Genomic DNA, 17,304 nt, shown 5'->3' with positions numbered 1-17,304 from the left:
GCCCCGGGTGGCTCAGGTCGTGGCGCGCTCCTCCACGGGGACCTCGGAGATCTCGCCGCTGCGGATCCCGTCGAGGAAGGAGCGCATCTCCTCGCGCACCTTGGGCAGCAGGAGGTAGCAGGCCAGGAGGTTGAAGATCGCACACACGAACAGCATGGCGTCCGCGAAGCTCAGGACCGAGCCCAGGTCCACGACGGCACCCAGCACGGTGAACACGCAGAACATGACCTTGAAGACGTTCTCGTTGAACGTCGTCTTGCCGACCAGCGAGGTCCACGCACGCATCGTGTAGTAGGCCCAGGTGATGAGCGTGGAGAAGGCGAACAGCGCCACGGCGAGGGCCAGGACGTTGTCGAAGCCCGGGATGAAGGTGTTGAAGGAGTCCGAGGTGAGCGTGACACCGCCCGCGCTGTCGAGGCCACCGCCGACGAGCTCGTCGTAGTTGGTCCCCTCGGCGGCGATGACGATCGTGAGGGCGGTCATCGTGCAGATCACCACGGTGTCGATGAACGGCTCGAGCAGGGCCACGAAGCCCTCGCTGACCGGGTGGCGGGTCTTGACGGCCGAGTGGACGATGGGTGCCGAGCCCACACCGGCCTCGTTGGAGAACGCCGCCCGCTGGAAACCGATGATCAGCACGCCGATCGCACCGCCGGTGATGCCCTCCGGGGCGAAGGCCCCCTCGACGATGCGCCCGATCGCGCCCGGCACCTCGGTGGCGTTGATGCCGATGACCAGCAGGCAGGCGCCGACGTAGATCAGCGCCATGACGGGCACGAGCTTGGAGGTGACCCGCGCGATCGAGGTCACACCACCGAGGATCACGACGCCGACGAGCAGGGCGAGCACGAGGCCGAAGCCGAAGGACGCCCCGCTGGAGGCGAGGAAGGAGTCCTCGCCGCCGGTGACGTTGACGGCCTGGGCGTAGGTCTGGTTGGACTGGAAGGCGTTGCCGCCCAGGGCGCCGAACAGGATCAGTGCGACGGCGAAGATGCCCATGGCGACCTTGCCGACGCCGGGACCGAACCGCTCGAAGGCGACCGGCATGTAGCGGAACGGCCCTCCGGTTACGGTGCCGTCCTCGTGGACCTCGCGGTAGCGCACGCCCAGGGTGCACTCGACGAACTTGGTGCACATGCCGAGCAGCCCGGCCAGGATCATCCAGAACGTCGCACCGGGTCCACCGACGGTGACCGCGACCGCGACACCGGCGATGTTGCCGAGTCCCACCGTGCCGGACACGGCCGAGGACAGCGCCTGGAAGTGCGTCACCTCCCCGGGGTCGCTGGAGCGCGAGTACCGACCGCGCACGAGCGCCCACGCCGTGCCCAGGGAGCGGAACTGCACGCCGCGGAAGTAGACGGTGAAGACCGCGGCGGCCACCACGAGCCACAGCACGATGAGGGGGAAGGAGTAGTCGCCGAGCGGCAGCTCCCAGAAGATCACCGAGGTGACGGCGGTCGCGATGGGGTCGAAGGCGTCGTTGATCGCCTTCTCCAGGCTGGGGATGAACCCGCTGTCGGACTCAGCGGCCAGGGGGATCATGCCCGTGACGGTTCCGAGAATGGTCATAGCCGGCCATGCAACACCACCCGTCCGGTCCCCGGACCACCCGGGCGGTTGAGCCCGGGTACCCTCGGGCCGCGTGAGACTCGTCGTCGCGCGCTGCCAGGTCGACTACGCCGGCCGGCTGACCGCCCACCTGCCCATGGCCACCCGGGTGCTGATGATCAAGGCGGACGGGTCGGTGCTGGTCCACTCCGACGGCGGGTCCTACAAGCCCCTGAACTGGATGTCCCCGCCGTGCGCCCTGCGCGAGGGCAGCACCGAGGACGGCCGGGTCGAGTGGACGGTGACCGGGAAGACCGACGACACCCTGCGCATCCTCATCGAGGAGGTGCTCCACGACAGCTCCCACGACCTCGGGGTCGACCCCGGGCTGCAGAAGGACGGCGTCGAGAAGCACCTGCAGGAGCTGCTCGCCGAGCACCCGGCCACCCTCGCCGACGGGCTCACGCTGGTGCGTCGTGAGTTCCCGACCGCGATCGGGCCCGTGGACCTGATGTGCCGCGACGCGGAGGGCCTCAGCGTCGCCGTCGAGATCAAGCGCCGCGGCGAGATCGACGGGGTCGAGCAGCTGACCCGCTACCTCGAGCTGCTCAACCGTGACCCGCTGCTGACCGGCAGGGGCGCCGTCCGGGGCATCTTCGCCGCCCAGGCCATCAAGCCGCAGGCCCGGGTCCTGGCCGAGGACCGCGGCATCACCTGCGCGGTCGTCGACTACGACGCCCTGCGCGGCATGGACGACGACGCCGAGCACCGACTCTTCTGAGAGGGACCCATGCTGGTCTTCCACGTGGCGACCGCCGCGGACTGGGCGCAGGCCCGGCGCGACGGCGCCTACACCACCTCCACCCGGGGCCGCACCCTGGCCGAGGAGGGGTTCATCCACGCCAGCCGCGCCGAGCAGTGGCGCGGGGTGCACGCGCGGTTCTACGCCGACGCCGACGAGCCGTTGCTGCTCCTCGAGATCGACACCGACCGGCTCGGCTGTCCGGTCGTCGAGGAGCCGGGCGAGCCCGGGGGCACCGAGACCTTCCCCCACATCCAGGGGCCGGTGCCCGTGACCGCCGTGGTGCGGGCCGTGCCGGTCGAGGAGGCCCTGGCCGCCACGTCGTTCAGCGCCCTGTTCCTGCGCGAGGTGCTGCGCAACGCGGCGATCGGCTTCGCGCTGATCATCCTCTCCGCCACCGGTGCGGTGATGGTCGGAGGCGTGGACGGTGGCCCGGAGACCCTGGCCGGCGCCGCCGGCGGGCTGGCAGTGGGCCTGCTCGTCGTGTGGCTGCTCCTCAGGCGGGGACGCCGGCGGCCGTGAGCCGCTGGAGGTTCTTGAGGAAGTGGCGGAACGCCAGGTTGCACAGCGGCCCCGTCAGCGGCGCGAGGACCTTCGACGGGCCGGAGAGCTCCTGGGCGAGCGTCCAGGTCAGCCGGCAGCCCGAGCCGGTCGGCTCGATCCGGTAGTCCTCCAGGAAGGCGCTGAGCGCCGAGGTCGAGGAGGCGTTGAAGCGGAAGGCCAGTCGGCGTCCGGGCTCCCAGGCCAGGAACTCCTCGTCCCCGACGATCCCGCCGCGCATGGTCACCACACGGGTCGTGCCGACGCCGTACGGCGCCGGGGAGGTGTACTCGACATCGGTGATCACCGACGCCCACCGCGACCAGGTGTCGGCGCGCGCCAGCACGTCGAAGAGCTCCTCGGGCGTCAGGGCGATGTCGACGGAGTTGGTGAAGACCGCGGGCGCGGACTCGAGGTAGTCGAGCCCGACGGGGCGGCAGGGGTGCAGGGCGGTCATCCGGTCTCCTCGATCACGGCGGGCGCCTCGGGCAGCACCACGCGCACGGTGGTCCCCTCCCCCAGGGTGCTCGTGGCGCTGATCCTGCCACGGTGCGCGTCCACGATCGCACGGGCGATGGTCAGGCCGAGGCCGGCGCCCGGCACCTGGTCGCGCACCGCGTCGGCGGAACGGAAGAGCCGGTCGAAGATCCGCGGCAGGTCCTCCGGCGGGATGCCGGTCCCCCGGTCCCTCACCTCCAGCCAGACCTCCTCGCCCTCACGCCCACCGGCCACCACGACCTCACCGCCGGCGGCGCTGAACTTGAACGCGTTCGCGACCAGGTTGTCGAGGACCTGGGCGAGCCGCACGGGGTCGCCCTCCACGAAGAGCCCGGGCGGGACCTGCACCGAGACCGACATGGCCTTGCTCAGCGCCGCAGCCCCGGCACCCTCGGCGCTGGAGCGGGCGACGGTGGCCAGGGAGACCCGCTGGGGCTCCTCCACCGTGGTCACGTCGATGGAGGAGAGGTCCAGCAGGTCGTTGACCAGGCGCAGCTCACGGTTGGCGTTGCGCTCGATGACCTCGAGCATCCGGCGGGCGGGGAGGCTCAGGTCCTCCTCGTCCAGGTCCGTCATCAGCTCGACGTAGCCGATGATCGAGGTCAGCGGGGTCCGCAGCTCGTGCGAGACCGTGGCCACCAGCTCGTCGCGCAGCCGGTCGGTCTCGCGCTGGAGCCGCAGCCGTTCGGTGATGTCGCGCACGGCCGCCGAGACGAGGATGCCCTCCTCGGTCTGCAGCGGAGACAGGGAGATCTCGACGGGGAACTCGCTGCCGTCCTTGCGAGCGGCGTACAGCTCGCGGCCCGAACCCATCGGCCGGACCCCGGGCTGCCCGAGGAAGCCCGCGCGCAGGGCGTGGTGCCCCTCGCGGTAGCGCTCGGGCACCAGCGTCTCGATCGGGCGCCCGAGGAGCTCCTCGGGCTCGTAGCCGAAGATGTTCACGACCTGCCGATTGACGACGACGATGCTGGCCGACTCGTCGACGATGACCATGGCGTCGGGGGCCGCCTCGAGCAGGCTGCGGAAGCGCTCCTGCTCCAGCACTCGCGAGGAGACGTCACGCACGGTCGCACAGACGTAGGTCGCGTCGTCGGTCGAGACCTTGGCCAGCGAGATCTCCGCGGGGAACTCGGTGCCGTCGGACCGCGCGGCCGCCAGGTGCAGCAGCCCCATCGGTCGTCCGCCGTGGACACCCTCGAAGCTGGCCCGGCGCCGGGGATGGCTCGCGCGCACGGCCGCGGGGACCAGCGTCTCGACGGGGCGTCCGACCAGGTCGTCGGGAGGGGTCCCGAAGACCTCGAGGCAGTGGCTGTTGGCGGAGACGATCAGCCCCTCGTCGTCGACGAGCAGCACCGCGTCCGGGGAGGCGTCGACGACACCGCGCCACAGGGCTGCATCGCCCAGCCGGTCGCTCCCCTCCACGGGAACCACCCTAGGCGAGGATCGCGCTCCCGGTGAGCGAAGCGACCTCATCGGCACAGCCCCAGCTCAAGGTCACACCCGCGCCTCCGTGGCCGTAGCAGTGCACGACGTCCCCGACCCGCTCGAGCCGCACCCGAGGACGGACCGGGCGCAGTCCGACCCGGTGCGACAGCACGCGGGCCCCGGCCAGCTGCGGGACGAGTCGCGTGGCCCGCTCCAGGATGAGCCGGGCGACCTCCGGGTCGGGCGTGCGGCTCCACTCCCCCTCCTGGTCGGTGCCGCCGACCACGACGTCGCGGGAGCGCGGCACGACGTACGTCGGCCCGTCGGCGTCCAGGGTCCACCGCTCGATCCCCACCTGCGCCACCCGCACCACCTGGCCCCGCACGGGCACGACGCTCGGGTCTCCGGCCAGGTGCCGGCTCCCGAGACCTCCGCAGTCCACGACCAGGTCCACGCCGTCGGCACCGGTGGGCAGGGCCGACAGGTTCAGCCGGGTCACCGTCCCGCCCAGCTCGGCGACCCGGGAGGAGAGCCAGTCGAGGTAGACCGGCATCTCGACGACGGGGGCGGTGAAGGACCAGGAGTCGGCGTACCCGGGCGGCACGTCGACCCCGCGGCGCAGGTCCGGCACGGCCGAGGCCCACCAGGGCTCCCCCGCCGCGCGGCGCAGCACCTCGCCCCCCGGGACCATCTCCACGCCCGTGCGCGGCAGGCGGGCGAGCGCGGCCAGCTCGGCGAACGTGGCTGCGGCCCAGGCCGTCACGCGGTCCTGGGGAAGGGCCCGGTAGGGGTACCACAGGGCGGCGGCCACCGCGGAGGTCGTCTCCCGCGGCAGGTCGCGGGCCAGCACGTCGACACGGTGCCCGGACTCCAGCAGGCGCACCGCGCAGCTGAGCCCGACGACGCCTGCACCGACCACCAGCACCCTGCTCACGGGCCGCAGTCTGGCATCCCCGCACTCGCCCGCGTGGCTAGGAACACATACCGACAGTTTGTTCGCAAGTGTGCTGTTGACATAGATTCAACGCCCATGAGCACCCCCCACCCCGGCTCGTCACGCATCGCACCCTCTCGACGCGACCGTCGCACCGGCCGCACGCTGCTCGCCGGCCTGGTGGTCGGCGCCCTCACCGGCGCGCTGCTGGGCGCCGTCGCGGGCCAGTCCTCCGCAGCACCGGATCCCCAGCGGGTCATCTCCCGCGACGTGGTCTTCACGCTCAACAACCACAACGACACCTCCGTTCCCTGCCTGGCCGACGGCGCGGTGCACACGGTCGCCGGACGGCTCGTCGGGCCCCGCGAGGAGGTGCTCGGCCACGCCGGCAGCACCCGCATCAACGTCCTGGTGCACGACGCCGGGACCGGCGGCTGGTTCTGGAACCTGCAGGGCGCCCGGCGCTACGACTACGCCGGGCAGCTCGCCCGGCACGGTGAGACCTCGCTGATCCTCGACCGGCTGGGCTTCGACGCCAGCCCGCTCGCCGACGGGCGGGGCACCTGCCTCGGGGCCCAGGCCACGATGCTGCACCAGGTGGTCCAGCACCTGAAGGCCGGGATCTACGAGTACGTCGCTCGCCCCGGCGCGGCCGTTCCCCACGGCGCCCAGGTGGTGCTCCACGGCCACGGCGTCGGGGCGGCGGTCGCCCAGCTGGAGGCGGCGGAGTTCGACGACGTCGACGGCCTGGTCGTGATGGGCTGGAGCGACACCGGAGCCTCCGGCACCGCGATCTCGGAGGCGGCCCGCCAGACCTCGGCGTGCCTGGGCGACGACTACGTGCCCTTCGGCGCCACCGCCGACGACTACGCCTCGCTGCTCTTCGCCACCGCGCCCGGGCGGGTCCGCCGCGCCGCCCTGGCCCGACGCAACGACACCCCGTGCGGCGACGTCACGAGCCTGCTCGGCACCGTCGGCGCCCTCAACCTCGGCACCCGTGCCGTCGAGGCGGACGTCCTGGTCCTGCAGGGTGGGCGCGACGTGCGCACCCGGGACGCCTCCGCGGACGCACAGGCCGGCCGCTACCGGGCTGCCGACTCGGTCACCGCCCGGACCTTCTCGCGCGCAGGATCGGCCCTGCCGCTGGAGAAGCAGGCACCACAGGTACGACGCACGGTGCTTCGCTGGCTGGACTCGACCTTCGTCGAGCGCTGAGCCGGGGCCGGCCGACCAACCGCGCGGTCCGGGCCGGCGGTCTCAGGCGCCGGCGATCCGAGGGGCGGTCGGGTCCTCCCCGGCGTCCGCCTGCTCGCGCGCGACGTACTCCTCGATGTCCTCGATGTCATCGACGTTGCGGGAGACCACGGCCAGCAGGTCCGACATGGTCGCGACTTCCTCGACCTGCTCCTTGATGAACCACTGCATGAACTGCTCGGAGGCGAAGTCGCTCTCCTCACGGGCCACGCGCAGCAGCGCGTTGATCTGCTCGCTCACCCGCCGCTCCTGCGCCAGGGCCAGCTGGACGGGGGCCACGACGTCGGCGAAGCCGGTGACCGGCGCCTCGACGCCGGGGATCGCGACCTCGGCGTCGGTGTCGAGGAGGTAGCGCACCATCATCAGCGCGTGGCTGCGCTCCTCCAGCGCCTGGGCGTAGAAGAAGGCCGCCATCTGCGGCATCGTCAGCGCGTCGTAGTGGACCGCGCAGGCGAGGTACTGGTTGTGGGCGGCCAGCTCGTGCCCGATCTGGGCGTTGAGCTGGTCGATGAAGCGTGCGGCAGGCACAGGGAGTCTCCTCAGGCGACCTTCGTGAGGTCCTTCTTGGTGAAGGACCGGCCGTCGACGCGGACCAGTCTCCTCTTCTTGACGGTGTAGCCGGGCGGCAGGGTGCCTTCCTTGAGCATGCGCAGCGGACAGCGCGCGCACTTGCTCCGCGACTCGCAGCACTTGGTCTTCGGGAGCTTGACCAGCACGGCCTTCTTGGCGCCGCCCTTGCCGCTCGCGCCGGACTTCTTCTTGCCCACACCCGGAGCGTAGCACCGAGTTAGGCATGCCTTTCCTATGTCTCATGCCCGGGGCGGCCCGGCACGAGCCTCAGCCCAGGCCGTTGGCCCGACGGATGACCTCGACGATGCCGCCCATGATCTCGGTCAGCCCGAAGTCCTTGGGCGTGTAGACCGCCGCGACCCCCAGCTCGGCCAGGCGGCGCGCGTCGGACTCGGGGATGATCCCGCCGACGATCACGGGCACGTCGTCCAGGCCGGCGTCGCGGAGCCCGTCCAGGACCGCGGGCACCAGCTCCATGTGCGACCCGGAGAGGATGGACAGACCCACGCAGTGCACGTCCTCGGCCACGGCGGCCGAGACGATCTGCTCCGGCGTGAGCCGGATGCCCTGGTAGATGACCTCGAAGCCCGCGTCGCGGGCGCGCACGGCCACCTGCTCGGCACCGTTGGAGTGGCCGTCGAGCCCCGGCTTGCCGACCAGCAGGCGCAGACGACCGCCCAGCTCCTCGCCGGTCACCCTGACCCGCTCACGCACCTCGGCGAGCTCGGCGCCCGCCTCGGCGACACCCACGGCGCCGGAGACACCGGTGGGGGCGCGGAACTCGCCGAAGACCTCACGCAGGGTGCCGGCCCATTCCCCCGTGGTCGCTCCCGCGCGGGCGGCGGCCAGGGTGGCGTGCATCAGGTTGTCGGTGCCCTTGGCGGCCTCGGCCAGCGCGCGCAGCGCCTCCTCGACCGCCTGCGGGTCGCGCTGGGCCTTCCACTCCTCCACGCTCGCACGGGCGGTCTTCTCGGCCTCGGGGTCGGCGACCATGATCGCCCCGTCGAGGTCGGAGGTGAGCGGGGAGGGCTCGGTGGTCTCGAACTTGTTGACCCCGACGATGATCTCCTCGCCGGCCTCGATGCGCGCCCGACGAGCGGCGTGGGAGGAGACGAGCTCGCCCTTCATGTACTCCACCGCCGCGATCGCCCCGCCCATCGCCTGCACCCGGTCGATCTCGGCCTTGGCGCCGGCGACGAGCTCGGCGACCTTGGCCTCGATGACGTGCGAGCCGTCGAAGATGTCGTCGTACTCCAGCAGGTCTGACTCGAAGGCGAGCACCTGCTGCAGACGCAGCGACCACTGCTGGTCCCAGGGACGCGGCAGACCGAGGGCCTCGTTCCACGCGGGGAGCTGCAGGGCGCGGGCGCGCGCGTTCTTCGAGAGCGTGACGCCCAGCATCTCGAGCACGATGCGCTGGACGTTGTTCTCCGGCTGGGCCTCGGTGAGGCCCAGGGAGTTGACCTGGACGCCGTAGCGGAAGCGGCGCATCTTCGGGTCCTGCACCCCGTAGCGCTCGCGGGTGATCTCGTCCCAGAGCTCGACGAAGGCCCGCATCTTGCAGGTCTCCTCGACGAAGCGCACGCCGGCGTTGACGAAGAACGAGATCCGGCCGACGACCTTGCCGAAGTCCTCCTCCGAGACCTGGCCCGAGCTCTTGACCTCGTCCAGCACGGCGATGGCGGTGCACAGCGCGTAGGCGAGCTCCTGGGTGGGCGTCGCCCCGGCCTCCTGCAGGTGGTAGCTGCAGATGTTGATCGGGTTCCACTTCGGGATCTGGTGGACGGTGTAGGCGATCATGTCCGCGATCAGCCGCATCGAGGCCTCGGGCGGGAACGCGTAGGTCCCGCGGGAGAGGTACTCCTTGATGATGTCGTTCTGGGTGGTGCCGGCCAGCTGCGCCGCGACCTCCTCGGGCGAGAGGTCGGGGTTCTGCTCCTCGGCGGCGACCTGGTACATCGCGAGCATCCACATCGCGACCGCGTTGATGGTCATCGAGGTGTTCATCTCCGTCAGCGGGATGCCGTCGAAGAGCTTGCGCATCTCGCCGAGGTGCATGACCGGCACGCCGACCTTGCCGACCTCGCCGCGCGCCATCGCGGAGTCGGGGTCGTAGCCGGTCTGCGTGGGGAGGTCGAAGGCGACCGAGAGACCCGTCTGCCCCTTGGCGAGGTTGGTCCGGTAGAGCTGGTTGGACGCGGTCGCGGTCGAGTGGCCGGCGTAGGTCCGCATCACCCAGGGACGGTCCTTCTCGGGGCGAGCGGGAGTGGCGTTCTCGGTCATGGTCCGAGGGTAGAACGAGTTGTACGCGCCGGTAACCTCCGTCCATGTGGCCAATGCCACTCAGGACGCGACGCGCCCGCGGCTCAGGCCGTGGCCGGCTCCCGCTCGACGTCCACGACCCGGATCAGGTGGGACAGGTGCAGCATCCGGCGCACGGCGGGCCCGCAGCCGCGCAACGTCAGGTGGTGCCCCTCCCGAGCCGCCGTCCGTGAGGCCATCGCCAGCACCCGCAGGGCGGTGAGGTCCACCGAGCCGACGTCGGTCAGGTCCGCGACCACGTGCGGGTGCTCCGCGAGGTGGTCGTAGAGCGCCGAGCGGACCTGTGGCGTGCAGCGGACGTCGAGGTCGCCGCGCAGGACGAGCGTCGGCCCGTCGGTCGTGATGTCCATGTCCTACCTCCCGAGACGTGCGCCCCCAGGTTGCTCTCACCACACTGACGCCCGCCACCTCATTTCGGTTGCACCTGCGTCCGGACTTTCTCGGTCGTGTCGGTGGTGGAACCGTCAACCGGCTGTGCCGGACCTGTGACTAGGCTCGCGGTCATGGTCAACCTGACGCGCATCTACACCCGCACCGGCGACGCCGGGGAGACCCGCCTCGGCGACATGAGCCTGACCACCAAGAACGACCTGCGGCTGCACGCCTACGCCGACGTCGACGAGGCCAACGCGACGATCGGGCTCGCAGTCGCGTCCGGGGGCCTGGACGAGGACGTCGTCGCCGTGCTCACCCACGTCCAGAACGACCTCTTCGACGTCGGCGCCGACTTCTGCACCCCCGTCGTGGAGGACCCCGAGTTCCCGCCGCTGCGCGTCGAGCAGGACTACGTCGACCGCCTCGAGGCCTGGTGCGACGAGTACAACGAGCACCTCGAGACCCTGCGCTCCTTCATCCTCTCCGGCGGTACGCCGGGCGCGGCCCACCTGCACGTCGCCCGCACCGTCGTCCGCCGGGCCGAGCGCTCGGCCTGGGCCGCCTTCGAGCAGCACGGCGACAGCATGAACAAGCTGGCCATCACCTACCTCAACCGGCTCTCCGACCTCGTCTTCATCCTGGCCCGCCACGCCAACCGGGAGCAGGGCGACGTCTTGTGGGTGCCCGGCGGCGAGCGTTCCTGACCGCAGCCGACGCACTCGCGCACGTCGGTCATGTGCGCCGGTGACCTCCCGACCGTGCGTCAGCGACCTCTCGGCGGCCGGGTGGCCAGCACGCTGAGGGAGGCGGGCAGCATCAGCGCGGTGACCGCCAGCAGCACCTCGAGCGTGCCGATCCGGTCGCCGAGGTGGCCCAGCAGCGGCGGACCGGCCAGGAACGCGCCGTACCCGATGGTGGAGACGACCGAGACCCGGGCCGCGGCGCGGGGCCCGGAGTCTGCTGCGGCACTCATCCCTACCGGGAACCCCAGCGCCGCCCCCAGGCCCCACAGGACGATCCCGAGCGCCACGACCGGCAGCGCCTGCCCCAGGACCGTGAGGACTGCCCCCAGCGCGGCCAGCCCGGCGCTGGCCCACAGCACCGCCGGGCGCCCGTGGCGGTCCAGCAGCACCGGCCCGTAGAGCCGGCCGGCGGTCATCGCCACCACGAAGAGGGCGAACCCGGCCACGCCGACCCAGTGCGCCACGCCGTACCCGTCGATCAGCCCCAGCGCCAGCCAGTCGTTGGCGGTCCCCTCGACCATGGCGAAGCACATCACCATCAGGCCGATGGCCAGGGTGCGCGGGTCCCGCCACACCGAGCCGGCGCCCCGGGCACCCTCCGGCTCCTCGCGGTGCTCGGGTTCCGCCGGCAGGAAGCCACGGGTCCCCCGCACGGCGACGACGGCGACCAACGCGGCCACGACCAGCAGGTGCGCCAGCATCGGGGCGCCGAGGGCGAGGACCACCACGCCCACCCCCGCGCCGGCAAGCGACCCGGCACTCCACCCGGCGTGGAACCGAGGCATGACGGTGCGACGCATCCGCCGCTCCACCTCGGCCGCCTCGACGTTCATCGCGACGTCCCAGACACCGATGCCGACCCCGTGGACGAACAAGCCGGCCGCCGCCAGCGGCAGGCTTCCGAGGGCCGCGCCGAGCGCGGCGGTGGACAGCCCGACGGTGTCGGCGAGCACGCCGGCGCGCACGGTGGCCCCCGCCCCGATCCGCTCGATGACCCTGCCGGTGCTCGGCAGGGCCAGCAGCGAGCCGACGGAGATCGCGAGCAGCAGCGTGCCCAGGCCCCCGTTGCTCAGCCCCAGCCGCTCGCGCAGGTCCGGCAGCCGCGAGACCAGCGAGGCGAAGACCAGCCCGTTGAGCACGAACGAGCCGGCGACCGCGCTGCGCGCCCGTCGCAGGGACGGCTCCAGCGGTGCGCGGCGCGGGAGGGTGGGGGTGCTCACCGCTCCATGATGACGACCCGGTGTTTACCGGTCAAACACGGGCTGGGCCGGACCTCAGCGGCGGGTGCCCCTCGACCCCGGCATCTCGGCGCCGGGCGGGCGTGCCTCGAGCCAGGCCTGGAAACCCGTCAGGGTGCCGGGGCTCATGGCCAGCTCGATGTCACCGTGCGCGGAACGGCACGAGATGACGACGTGGTCGGGGAACAACGAGACCTGCTCGGCGCCCTCGGGTTGACGACGCCCCACGTAGGTCAGCTCGTCTCGCACCCACGAGCGCTTGGGCCTCGGCGAGAGCGAGAAGATCCGGAACCACTCCAGCCGCTCCTCGGAGTAGCGGCCGACACCGAGCAGCCACCCGCGCCCGGGACGCTGGGTGCGCACCCGGTGGGAGAGCTCGAAGGTGCCGCCGGAACGGGCGATGACGCGGCGGCGCACGACCAGCGCGAGGGCGTAGAGCAGCACCAGCACGAGGAGGGCGCCCGCGATGTCGAGCAGCCACTGCCACAGCGGCACCGCACTCCCCCTCCCGGATGATCCGGAGACGACACCACCCACCGTCCCGGTTGGGGGTCACCCTAGCGGGACGGTGGGTGGGTCAGATGACCGGCTCGGTCAGCTCGCCTTCTCGGCGGCCCGGATGCGGGCGGAGGCACGACGGATGCGCATCTCGCGCTCGTCACCGGTCGGCAGCCCCTCGGCCGCCTCCAGCTCCGCCTTCGCCTCGTCGATGCGGATCTCCTCGGCCAGGACCGCGTGCTCGGTGAGGATCGAGACCCGGTCGTCGGCGACGGAGATGAACCCGCCGTCCACGGCCGCGTGCACGATGCCGTCCGGAGCGCTGATCTCCACCGCGGCGTCGGTCAGCAGCGAGAGCAGCGGCGCGTGACCGCGCAGCACACCCACGTCGCCGTCCACGGTGCGGGCGATCACCATCGACGCCTCACCGGACCACACGGTCCGGTCGGCGGCGACGAGGGCGACCTGCAGGCCCGTCCCGATGTCGGAGGCCATCAGAGGTTCTTCTGGATCTCGGCCCACTTCTTCTCGACGTCGTCCAGACCGCCGCACATGAAGAAGGCCTGCTCGGCCACGTGGTCGTACTCGCCGTCCGCGATCTTGTTGAACGCCTCGATGGTGTCCACGACGGGGACCGTGGAGCCCTCGATACCGGTGAACTGCTTGGCCACGTAGGTGTTCTGCGACAGGAAGCGCTGGATACGGCGCGCCCGGCTGACGATGACCTTGTCCTCCTCGGACAGCTCGTCGACACCGAGGATCGCGATGATGTCCTGGAGCTCCTTGTTGCGCTGGAGGATCTGCTTGACGCGGATCGCGCAGTCGTAGTGCTCCCGACCGATGTACTGCGGGTCGAGGATGCGGGAGGTCGAGGTCAGCGGGTCCACCGCGGGGTAGATGCCCAGCGAGGCGATCTCGCGGGACAGCTCGGTGGTCGCGTCCAGGTGGGCGAAGGTGGTCGCCGGCGCCGGGTCGGTGTAGTCGTCGGCCGGCACGTAGATCGCCTGCAGCGAGGTGATCGAGTGACCACGCGTCGAGGTGATGCGCTCCTGGAGCACACCCATCTCGTCGGCGAGGTTGGGCTGGTAGCCCACCGCGGACGGCATCCGGCCCAGCAGGGTCGACACCTCGGAACCGGCCTGGGTGAACCGGAAGATGTTGTCGATGAACAGCAGCACGTCCTGGTTCTGGACGTCGCGGAAGTACTCCGCCATCGTCAGCGCCGACAGGGCGACGCGCAGGCGGGTGCCCGGCGGCTCGTCCATCTGGCCGAAGACCAGGGCGGTCTGGCCGAGGACCCCGGCCTCCTCCATCTCGACCATGAGGTCGTTGCCCTCACGGGTGCGCTCACCCACGCCGGCGAACACCGACACACCACCGTGGTCGCGGGCCACACGCGCGATCATCTCCTGGATGAGCACGGTCTTGCCCACGCCGGCGCCACCGAACAGGCCGATCTTGCCGCCCTGCACGTAGGGGGTCAGCAGGTCGATGACCTTGATGCCGGTCTCGAACATCTGGGTCTTGGACTCCAGCTGGTCGAAGGCGGGCGCCTTGCGGTGGATGCCCCAGCGCTCGGTGGCCTCGAAGGTCTCGCCCTCCTTGAGGTTGAGCACGTCGCCGGTGGTGTTGAACACCTTGCCGAGGGTGGCGTTGCCCACGGGGACGGTGATCGGCTCGCCGGTGTCGCGCACCTGGCCACCGCGGACCAGGCCGTCGGTCGGCTTGAGCGAGATGGCGCGGACCATGCCGTCGCCGATGTGCTGGGCGACCTCGAGGGCCAGCGTGGTGGTCTCGCCGCCCAGGGTGATCTCGCACTCGAGCTTGTTGTACATCTCGGGCATGTTGTCGACGGGGAACTCGACGTCGACGACCGGACCGATCACTCGGGCGATCCGACCGACGCCGGCGCCGCCGGTCTGGGTGGTCTCTTCGATGGTGGCAGTCATGTCTCTACTCCGTTACTCGGCGCCGGCGTTCGCGTCGGCGAGCGCGTTGACGCCACCGACGATCTCGCTGATTTCCTGGGTGATGCCGGCCTGACGGGCCTGGTTGGCGATGCGGGTGTACTTCTTGATCAGCTCTTCGGCGTTGTCCGTGGCGGACTTCATCGCCTTCTGGCGGGCGGCGAGCTCGGAGGCGGCCGCCTGCAGCAGGGAGAAGAAGATCCGCGACTGGACGTACTGCGGGAGCAGTCCGTCGAGCACGGCCTCCGGGGAGGGCTCGAACTCGTAGAGCGGCAGCAGGTCGTTCTCGTCGGGCGCCTCGGCACCCTCCACGACCTCCAGCGGCAGCAGCCGCACCGCGGTGGGCTCCTGGTTCAGCATCGAGACGAAGCGGGTGTAGACCACGTGGACCTCGTCCACGTCACCCTCCTCGCCCTGCTCCTTGAGGAAGGAGTCGATGAGCGTGCGACCCACCTCGGCGGCGACGTCGTACGACGGCTGGTCGGAGAACCCCGTCCACGACTGCACGATCGGGCGCTGGCGGAACTTGAAGTACGCCTCGCCCTTGCGACCGGTGATGTAAAAGTCGATCTCCTTGCCCTCCTCGCGGAGCCGCTCGGCCTCCTTGAGGACCGACGAGGAGTAGGCACCGGCCAGGCCCCGGTCGCTGGTCACGATGAGGACGGCGGCCCGCTGGGGGTTCTCCTCCTCCTTGGTCAGCGGGTGCTCGACGTTCGAGAACGTCGCCACCGCCGACACCGCACGCGTCAGCTCTCGGGCGTACGGCGCCGCAGCCTGGGCCCGCTGCTGCGCCTTGATGATGCGCGAGGCAGCAATGAGCTCCATGGCGCGCGTGATCTTCTTCATCGACTCGGTCGACTTGATCCGCGCGCGGTACTCACGCAGCGATACGGCCATGTGGGATCAGCCCCGCTTCTGCTTGACGATCTGCTCCTGGCCGAGCTCGTCGTCCTCGAGCGCCTCGGACTCCTCGTGGCCGGCCTTGATGGCCCCACCCTCAGAGGTCTCGAACTGCGTGAGGAAGGCGTCGTACGCGGCGGCCAGGCCGTCCTCGTCCTCGAACTTCTGGGTCTCGCGGATGGCCGCGAGGATCCCCTCGTGCGAGCGCTTGACGAAGTCGATGAACTCCTGCTCGAAGCGCAGCACGTCCTGGACCGGGACCTTGTCGAGGCGGCCGGTGGTGCCGAGCCACAGCGAGACGGTCATGTCCTCGAGGGCGTACGGCGAGTAGGCCGGCTGCTTGAGCAGGGCCATCAGGCGCTGACCGCGGTCGAGCTGCTGGCGCGAGGCCGCGTCGAGGTCGGAGGCGAACATGGCGAAGGCCTCCATGGCGCGGAACTGCGCCAGGTCGACCTTCAGCGAGCCGGTGACCGCCTTCATCGCCTTGGTCATCGCCGCACCACCCACGCGCGACACCGAGACACCCACGTCGATGGCGGGGCGCTGGTTGGCCGCGAACAGGTCGGACTGCAAGAAGATCTGACCGTCGGTGATCGAGATGACGTTGGTCGGGATGAACGCCGAGACGTCGTTGGCCTTGGTCTCGATGATGGGAAGACCCGTCATCGAGCCGGCACCGAGCTCGTCGGAGAGCTTCGCGCAGCGCTCCAGCAGGCGCGAGTGCAGGTAGAAGACGTCACCCGGGTAGGCCTCGCGGCCCGGCGGGCGACGCAGCAGCAGCGAGACGGCGCGGTAGGCCTCGGCCTGCTTGGTCAGGTCGTCGAAGACGATCAGGACGTGCTTGCCGTCGTACATCCACTGCTGGCCGATGGCCGAGCCGGTGTAGGGCGCGAGGTACTTGAAGCCGGCGGAGTCGGACGCCGGGGCGGCCACGATGGTGGTGTACTCCAGCGCGCCGGCCTCCTCGAGGGCACCACGCACGGAGGCGATCGTCGAGCCCTTCTGGCCGATGGCGACGTAGATGCAGCGGACCTGCTTGGTCGGGTCGCCCGACTCCCAGTTCTGCTTCTGGTTGATGATCGTGTCGATCGCGATCGTGGTCTTGCCGGTGGCGCGGTCGCCGATGATCAGCTGGCGCTGACCACGGCCGATCGGGGTCATCGAGTCGATGGCCTTGATGCCGGTGGCCAGCGGCTCGTGCACCGACTTGCGCTGCACCACGTTCGGGGCCTGGAGCTCCAGGGCGCGGCGGGTGTCGGAGGCGATCTCGCCGAGGCCGTCGATCGGCTTGCCGAGCGGGTCGACGACGCGACCCATGAACCCGTCGCCGACCGGGACCGAGAGGATCTCGCCGGTGCGGCGGACCGTCTGGCCCTCCTCGATCTTGTCGAAGTCACCGAGGATGACGACACCGATCTCGCGGGTGTCGAGGTTCAGGGCCAGGCCCAGGGTGCCGTCCTCGAACTCCAGCAGCTCGTTGGCCATCGCCGAGGGCAGGCCGCTGACGCGGGCGATGCCGTCCGCGGCCTGCGCGACCGTGCCGACCTCTTCGCGGGTGGCCGCGTCGGGCTGGTAGTCGGCGACGTACTTCTGCAGCGCGTCGCGGATCTCGTCCGGACGGATGGAGAGCTCCGTCATTGGGTGCCTTCTCTCTTGTGTGCTCGTCGCCCGGTCAGGGCGAAGTCAG

The 17,304-nt window shown here is 71.0% G+C and carries 18 protein-coding genes; 4 read left to right on the top strand and 14 right to left on the bottom strand.

Annotated features, from left to right (window positions below; all coding sequences use genetic code 11):
- Window positions 1–12 precede the first annotated feature (12 nt).
- The gene (locus tag BKA05_RS05815; RefSeq protein ID WP_179530583.1) at window positions 13–1,572 is read right to left on the bottom strand and encodes an alanine/glycine:cation symporter family protein; all 1,560 of its coding nucleotides are present in this window, start codon (window positions 1,570–1,572) and stop codon (window positions 13–15) included.
- 73 nt (window positions 1,573–1,645) lie between these two features.
- Here BKA05_RS05815 and nucS point away from each other — a divergent pair, with 73 nt between their 5' ends.
- Window positions 1,646–2,332: an endonuclease NucS gene (nucS, locus tag BKA05_RS05810; RefSeq protein WP_179530582.1), complete on the top strand. Its 687-nt coding sequence runs from the start codon at window positions 1,646–1,648 to the stop codon at window positions 2,330–2,332.
- A 9-nt stretch (window positions 2,333–2,341) separates the two neighbouring features.
- Window positions 2,342–2,875, top strand: coding sequence for a DUF952 domain-containing protein (locus BKA05_RS05805; RefSeq protein WP_179530581.1), 534 nt, complete (start codon window positions 2,342–2,344; stop codon window positions 2,873–2,875).
- On the opposite strand, the gene BKA05_RS05800 is transcribed toward BKA05_RS05805, so the two are convergent.
- From BKA05_RS05800 to BKA05_RS05790, 3 genes are read right to left on the bottom strand one after another with little or no spacing between them, the layout of a single operon-like run.
- Window positions 2,850–3,350: an SRPBCC family protein gene (locus BKA05_RS05800; RefSeq protein WP_218842316.1), complete on the bottom strand. Its 501-nt coding sequence runs from the start codon at window positions 3,348–3,350 to the stop codon at window positions 2,850–2,852. The two genes, BKA05_RS05805 and BKA05_RS05800, sit on opposite strands and share 26 nt — an antisense overlap.
- On the bottom strand, window positions 3,347–4,813 hold the full coding sequence (locus tag BKA05_RS05795) for a PAS domain S-box protein (RefSeq protein ID WP_179530580.1): 1,467 nt from the start codon (window positions 4,811–4,813) through the stop codon (window positions 3,347–3,349). Before BKA05_RS05795 ends, BKA05_RS05800 begins: the two co-directional genes overlap by 4 nt.
- A 10-nt stretch (window positions 4,814–4,823) precedes the next feature.
- Window positions 4,824–5,750, bottom strand: coding sequence for an FAD-dependent oxidoreductase (locus BKA05_RS05790; protein ID WP_179530579.1), 927 nt, complete (start codon window positions 5,748–5,750; stop codon window positions 4,824–4,826).
- Window positions 5,751–5,846: 96 nt separating this feature from the next.
- Between BKA05_RS05790 and BKA05_RS05785 the strand changes: the two genes are divergently transcribed.
- A complete protein-coding gene (locus tag BKA05_RS05785) occupies window positions 5,847–6,965 on the top strand; it encodes an alpha/beta fold hydrolase (protein ID WP_179530578.1) in 1,119 nt (372 codons plus the stop codon).
- Between the two features lie 42 nt (window positions 6,966–7,007).
- Here BKA05_RS05785 and BKA05_RS05780 read toward each other — a convergent pair whose 3' ends face one another.
- The 4 genes from BKA05_RS05780 to BKA05_RS05765 all read right to left on the bottom strand — a co-directional run bounded on the left by BKA05_RS05780 (window position 7,008) and on the right by BKA05_RS05765 (window position 10,246).
- On the bottom strand, window positions 7,008–7,532 hold the full coding sequence (locus tag BKA05_RS05780) for a ferritin-like domain-containing protein (RefSeq protein ID WP_179530577.1): 525 nt from the start codon (window positions 7,530–7,532) through the stop codon (window positions 7,008–7,010).
- Between the two features lie 11 nt (window positions 7,533–7,543).
- Window positions 7,544–7,771, bottom strand: coding sequence for a hypothetical protein (locus BKA05_RS05775; RefSeq protein WP_179529588.1), 228 nt, complete (start codon window positions 7,769–7,771; stop codon window positions 7,544–7,546).
- A gap of 70 nt (window positions 7,772–7,841) precedes the next feature.
- A complete protein-coding gene (locus BKA05_RS05770) occupies window positions 7,842–9,917 on the bottom strand; it encodes a protein meaA (RefSeq protein WP_343045539.1) in 2,076 nt (691 codons plus the stop codon).
- A gap of 23 nt (window positions 9,918–9,940) precedes the next feature.
- Complete coding sequence (locus BKA05_RS05765) at window positions 9,941–10,246, bottom strand: STAS domain-containing protein (RefSeq protein WP_179530575.1); 306 nt, start codon at window positions 10,244–10,246, stop codon at window positions 9,941–9,943.
- A 153-nt stretch (window positions 10,247–10,399) separates the two neighbouring features.
- Between BKA05_RS05765 and BKA05_RS05760 the strand changes: the two genes are divergently transcribed.
- Complete coding sequence (locus BKA05_RS05760; RefSeq protein WP_179530574.1) at window positions 10,400–10,975, top strand: cob(I)yrinic acid a,c-diamide adenosyltransferase; 576 nt, start codon at window positions 10,400–10,402, stop codon at window positions 10,973–10,975.
- A gap of 59 nt (window positions 10,976–11,034) precedes the next feature.
- On the opposite strand, the gene BKA05_RS05755 is transcribed toward BKA05_RS05760, so the two are convergent.
- From BKA05_RS05755 to atpA, 6 genes are all read right to left on the bottom strand, one after another.
- Window positions 11,035–12,234, bottom strand: coding sequence for an MFS transporter (locus tag BKA05_RS05755; protein ID WP_343045538.1), 1,200 nt, complete (start codon window positions 12,232–12,234; stop codon window positions 11,035–11,037).
- Between the two features lie 54 nt (window positions 12,235–12,288).
- Window positions 12,289–12,747, bottom strand: coding sequence for a DUF2550 family protein (locus tag BKA05_RS05750; protein WP_179530573.1), 459 nt, complete (start codon window positions 12,745–12,747; stop codon window positions 12,289–12,291).
- Window positions 12,748–12,846: 99 nt separating this feature from the next.
- Window positions 12,847–13,245 (bottom strand): F0F1 ATP synthase subunit epsilon, encoded by a 399-nt coding sequence (locus BKA05_RS05745; RefSeq protein ID WP_218842314.1) that lies wholly within the window; start codon window positions 13,243–13,245, stop codon window positions 12,847–12,849.
- Window positions 13,245–14,699, bottom strand: a complete 1,455-nt coding sequence (gene atpD / locus BKA05_RS05740) for a F0F1 ATP synthase subunit beta (RefSeq protein ID WP_179530572.1) — start codon at window positions 14,697–14,699, stop codon at window positions 13,245–13,247. Before atpD ends, BKA05_RS05745 begins: the two co-directional genes overlap by 1 nt.
- Before the next feature lie 12 nt (window positions 14,700–14,711).
- Window positions 14,712–15,614: a F0F1 ATP synthase subunit gamma gene (locus tag BKA05_RS05735; RefSeq protein WP_179530571.1), complete on the bottom strand. Its 903-nt coding sequence runs from the start codon at window positions 15,612–15,614 to the stop codon at window positions 14,712–14,714.
- Between the two features lie 6 nt (window positions 15,615–15,620).
- Complete coding sequence (gene atpA / locus BKA05_RS05730; protein ID WP_179530570.1) at window positions 15,621–17,255, bottom strand: F0F1 ATP synthase subunit alpha; 1,635 nt, start codon at window positions 17,253–17,255, stop codon at window positions 15,621–15,623.
- Window positions 17,256–17,304: the final 49 nt, after the last annotated feature.

Origin of the sequence: Nocardioides marinus (genome assembly GCF_013408145.1) — a bacterium.
GTDB classification, from domain to species: Bacteria; Actinomycetota; Actinomycetes; order Propionibacteriales; family Nocardioidaceae; genus Nocardioides; species Nocardioides marinus.
Note: the sequence above shows the minus strand (reverse complement) of the source record. Positions and strands in the feature narration are given on the sequence as shown.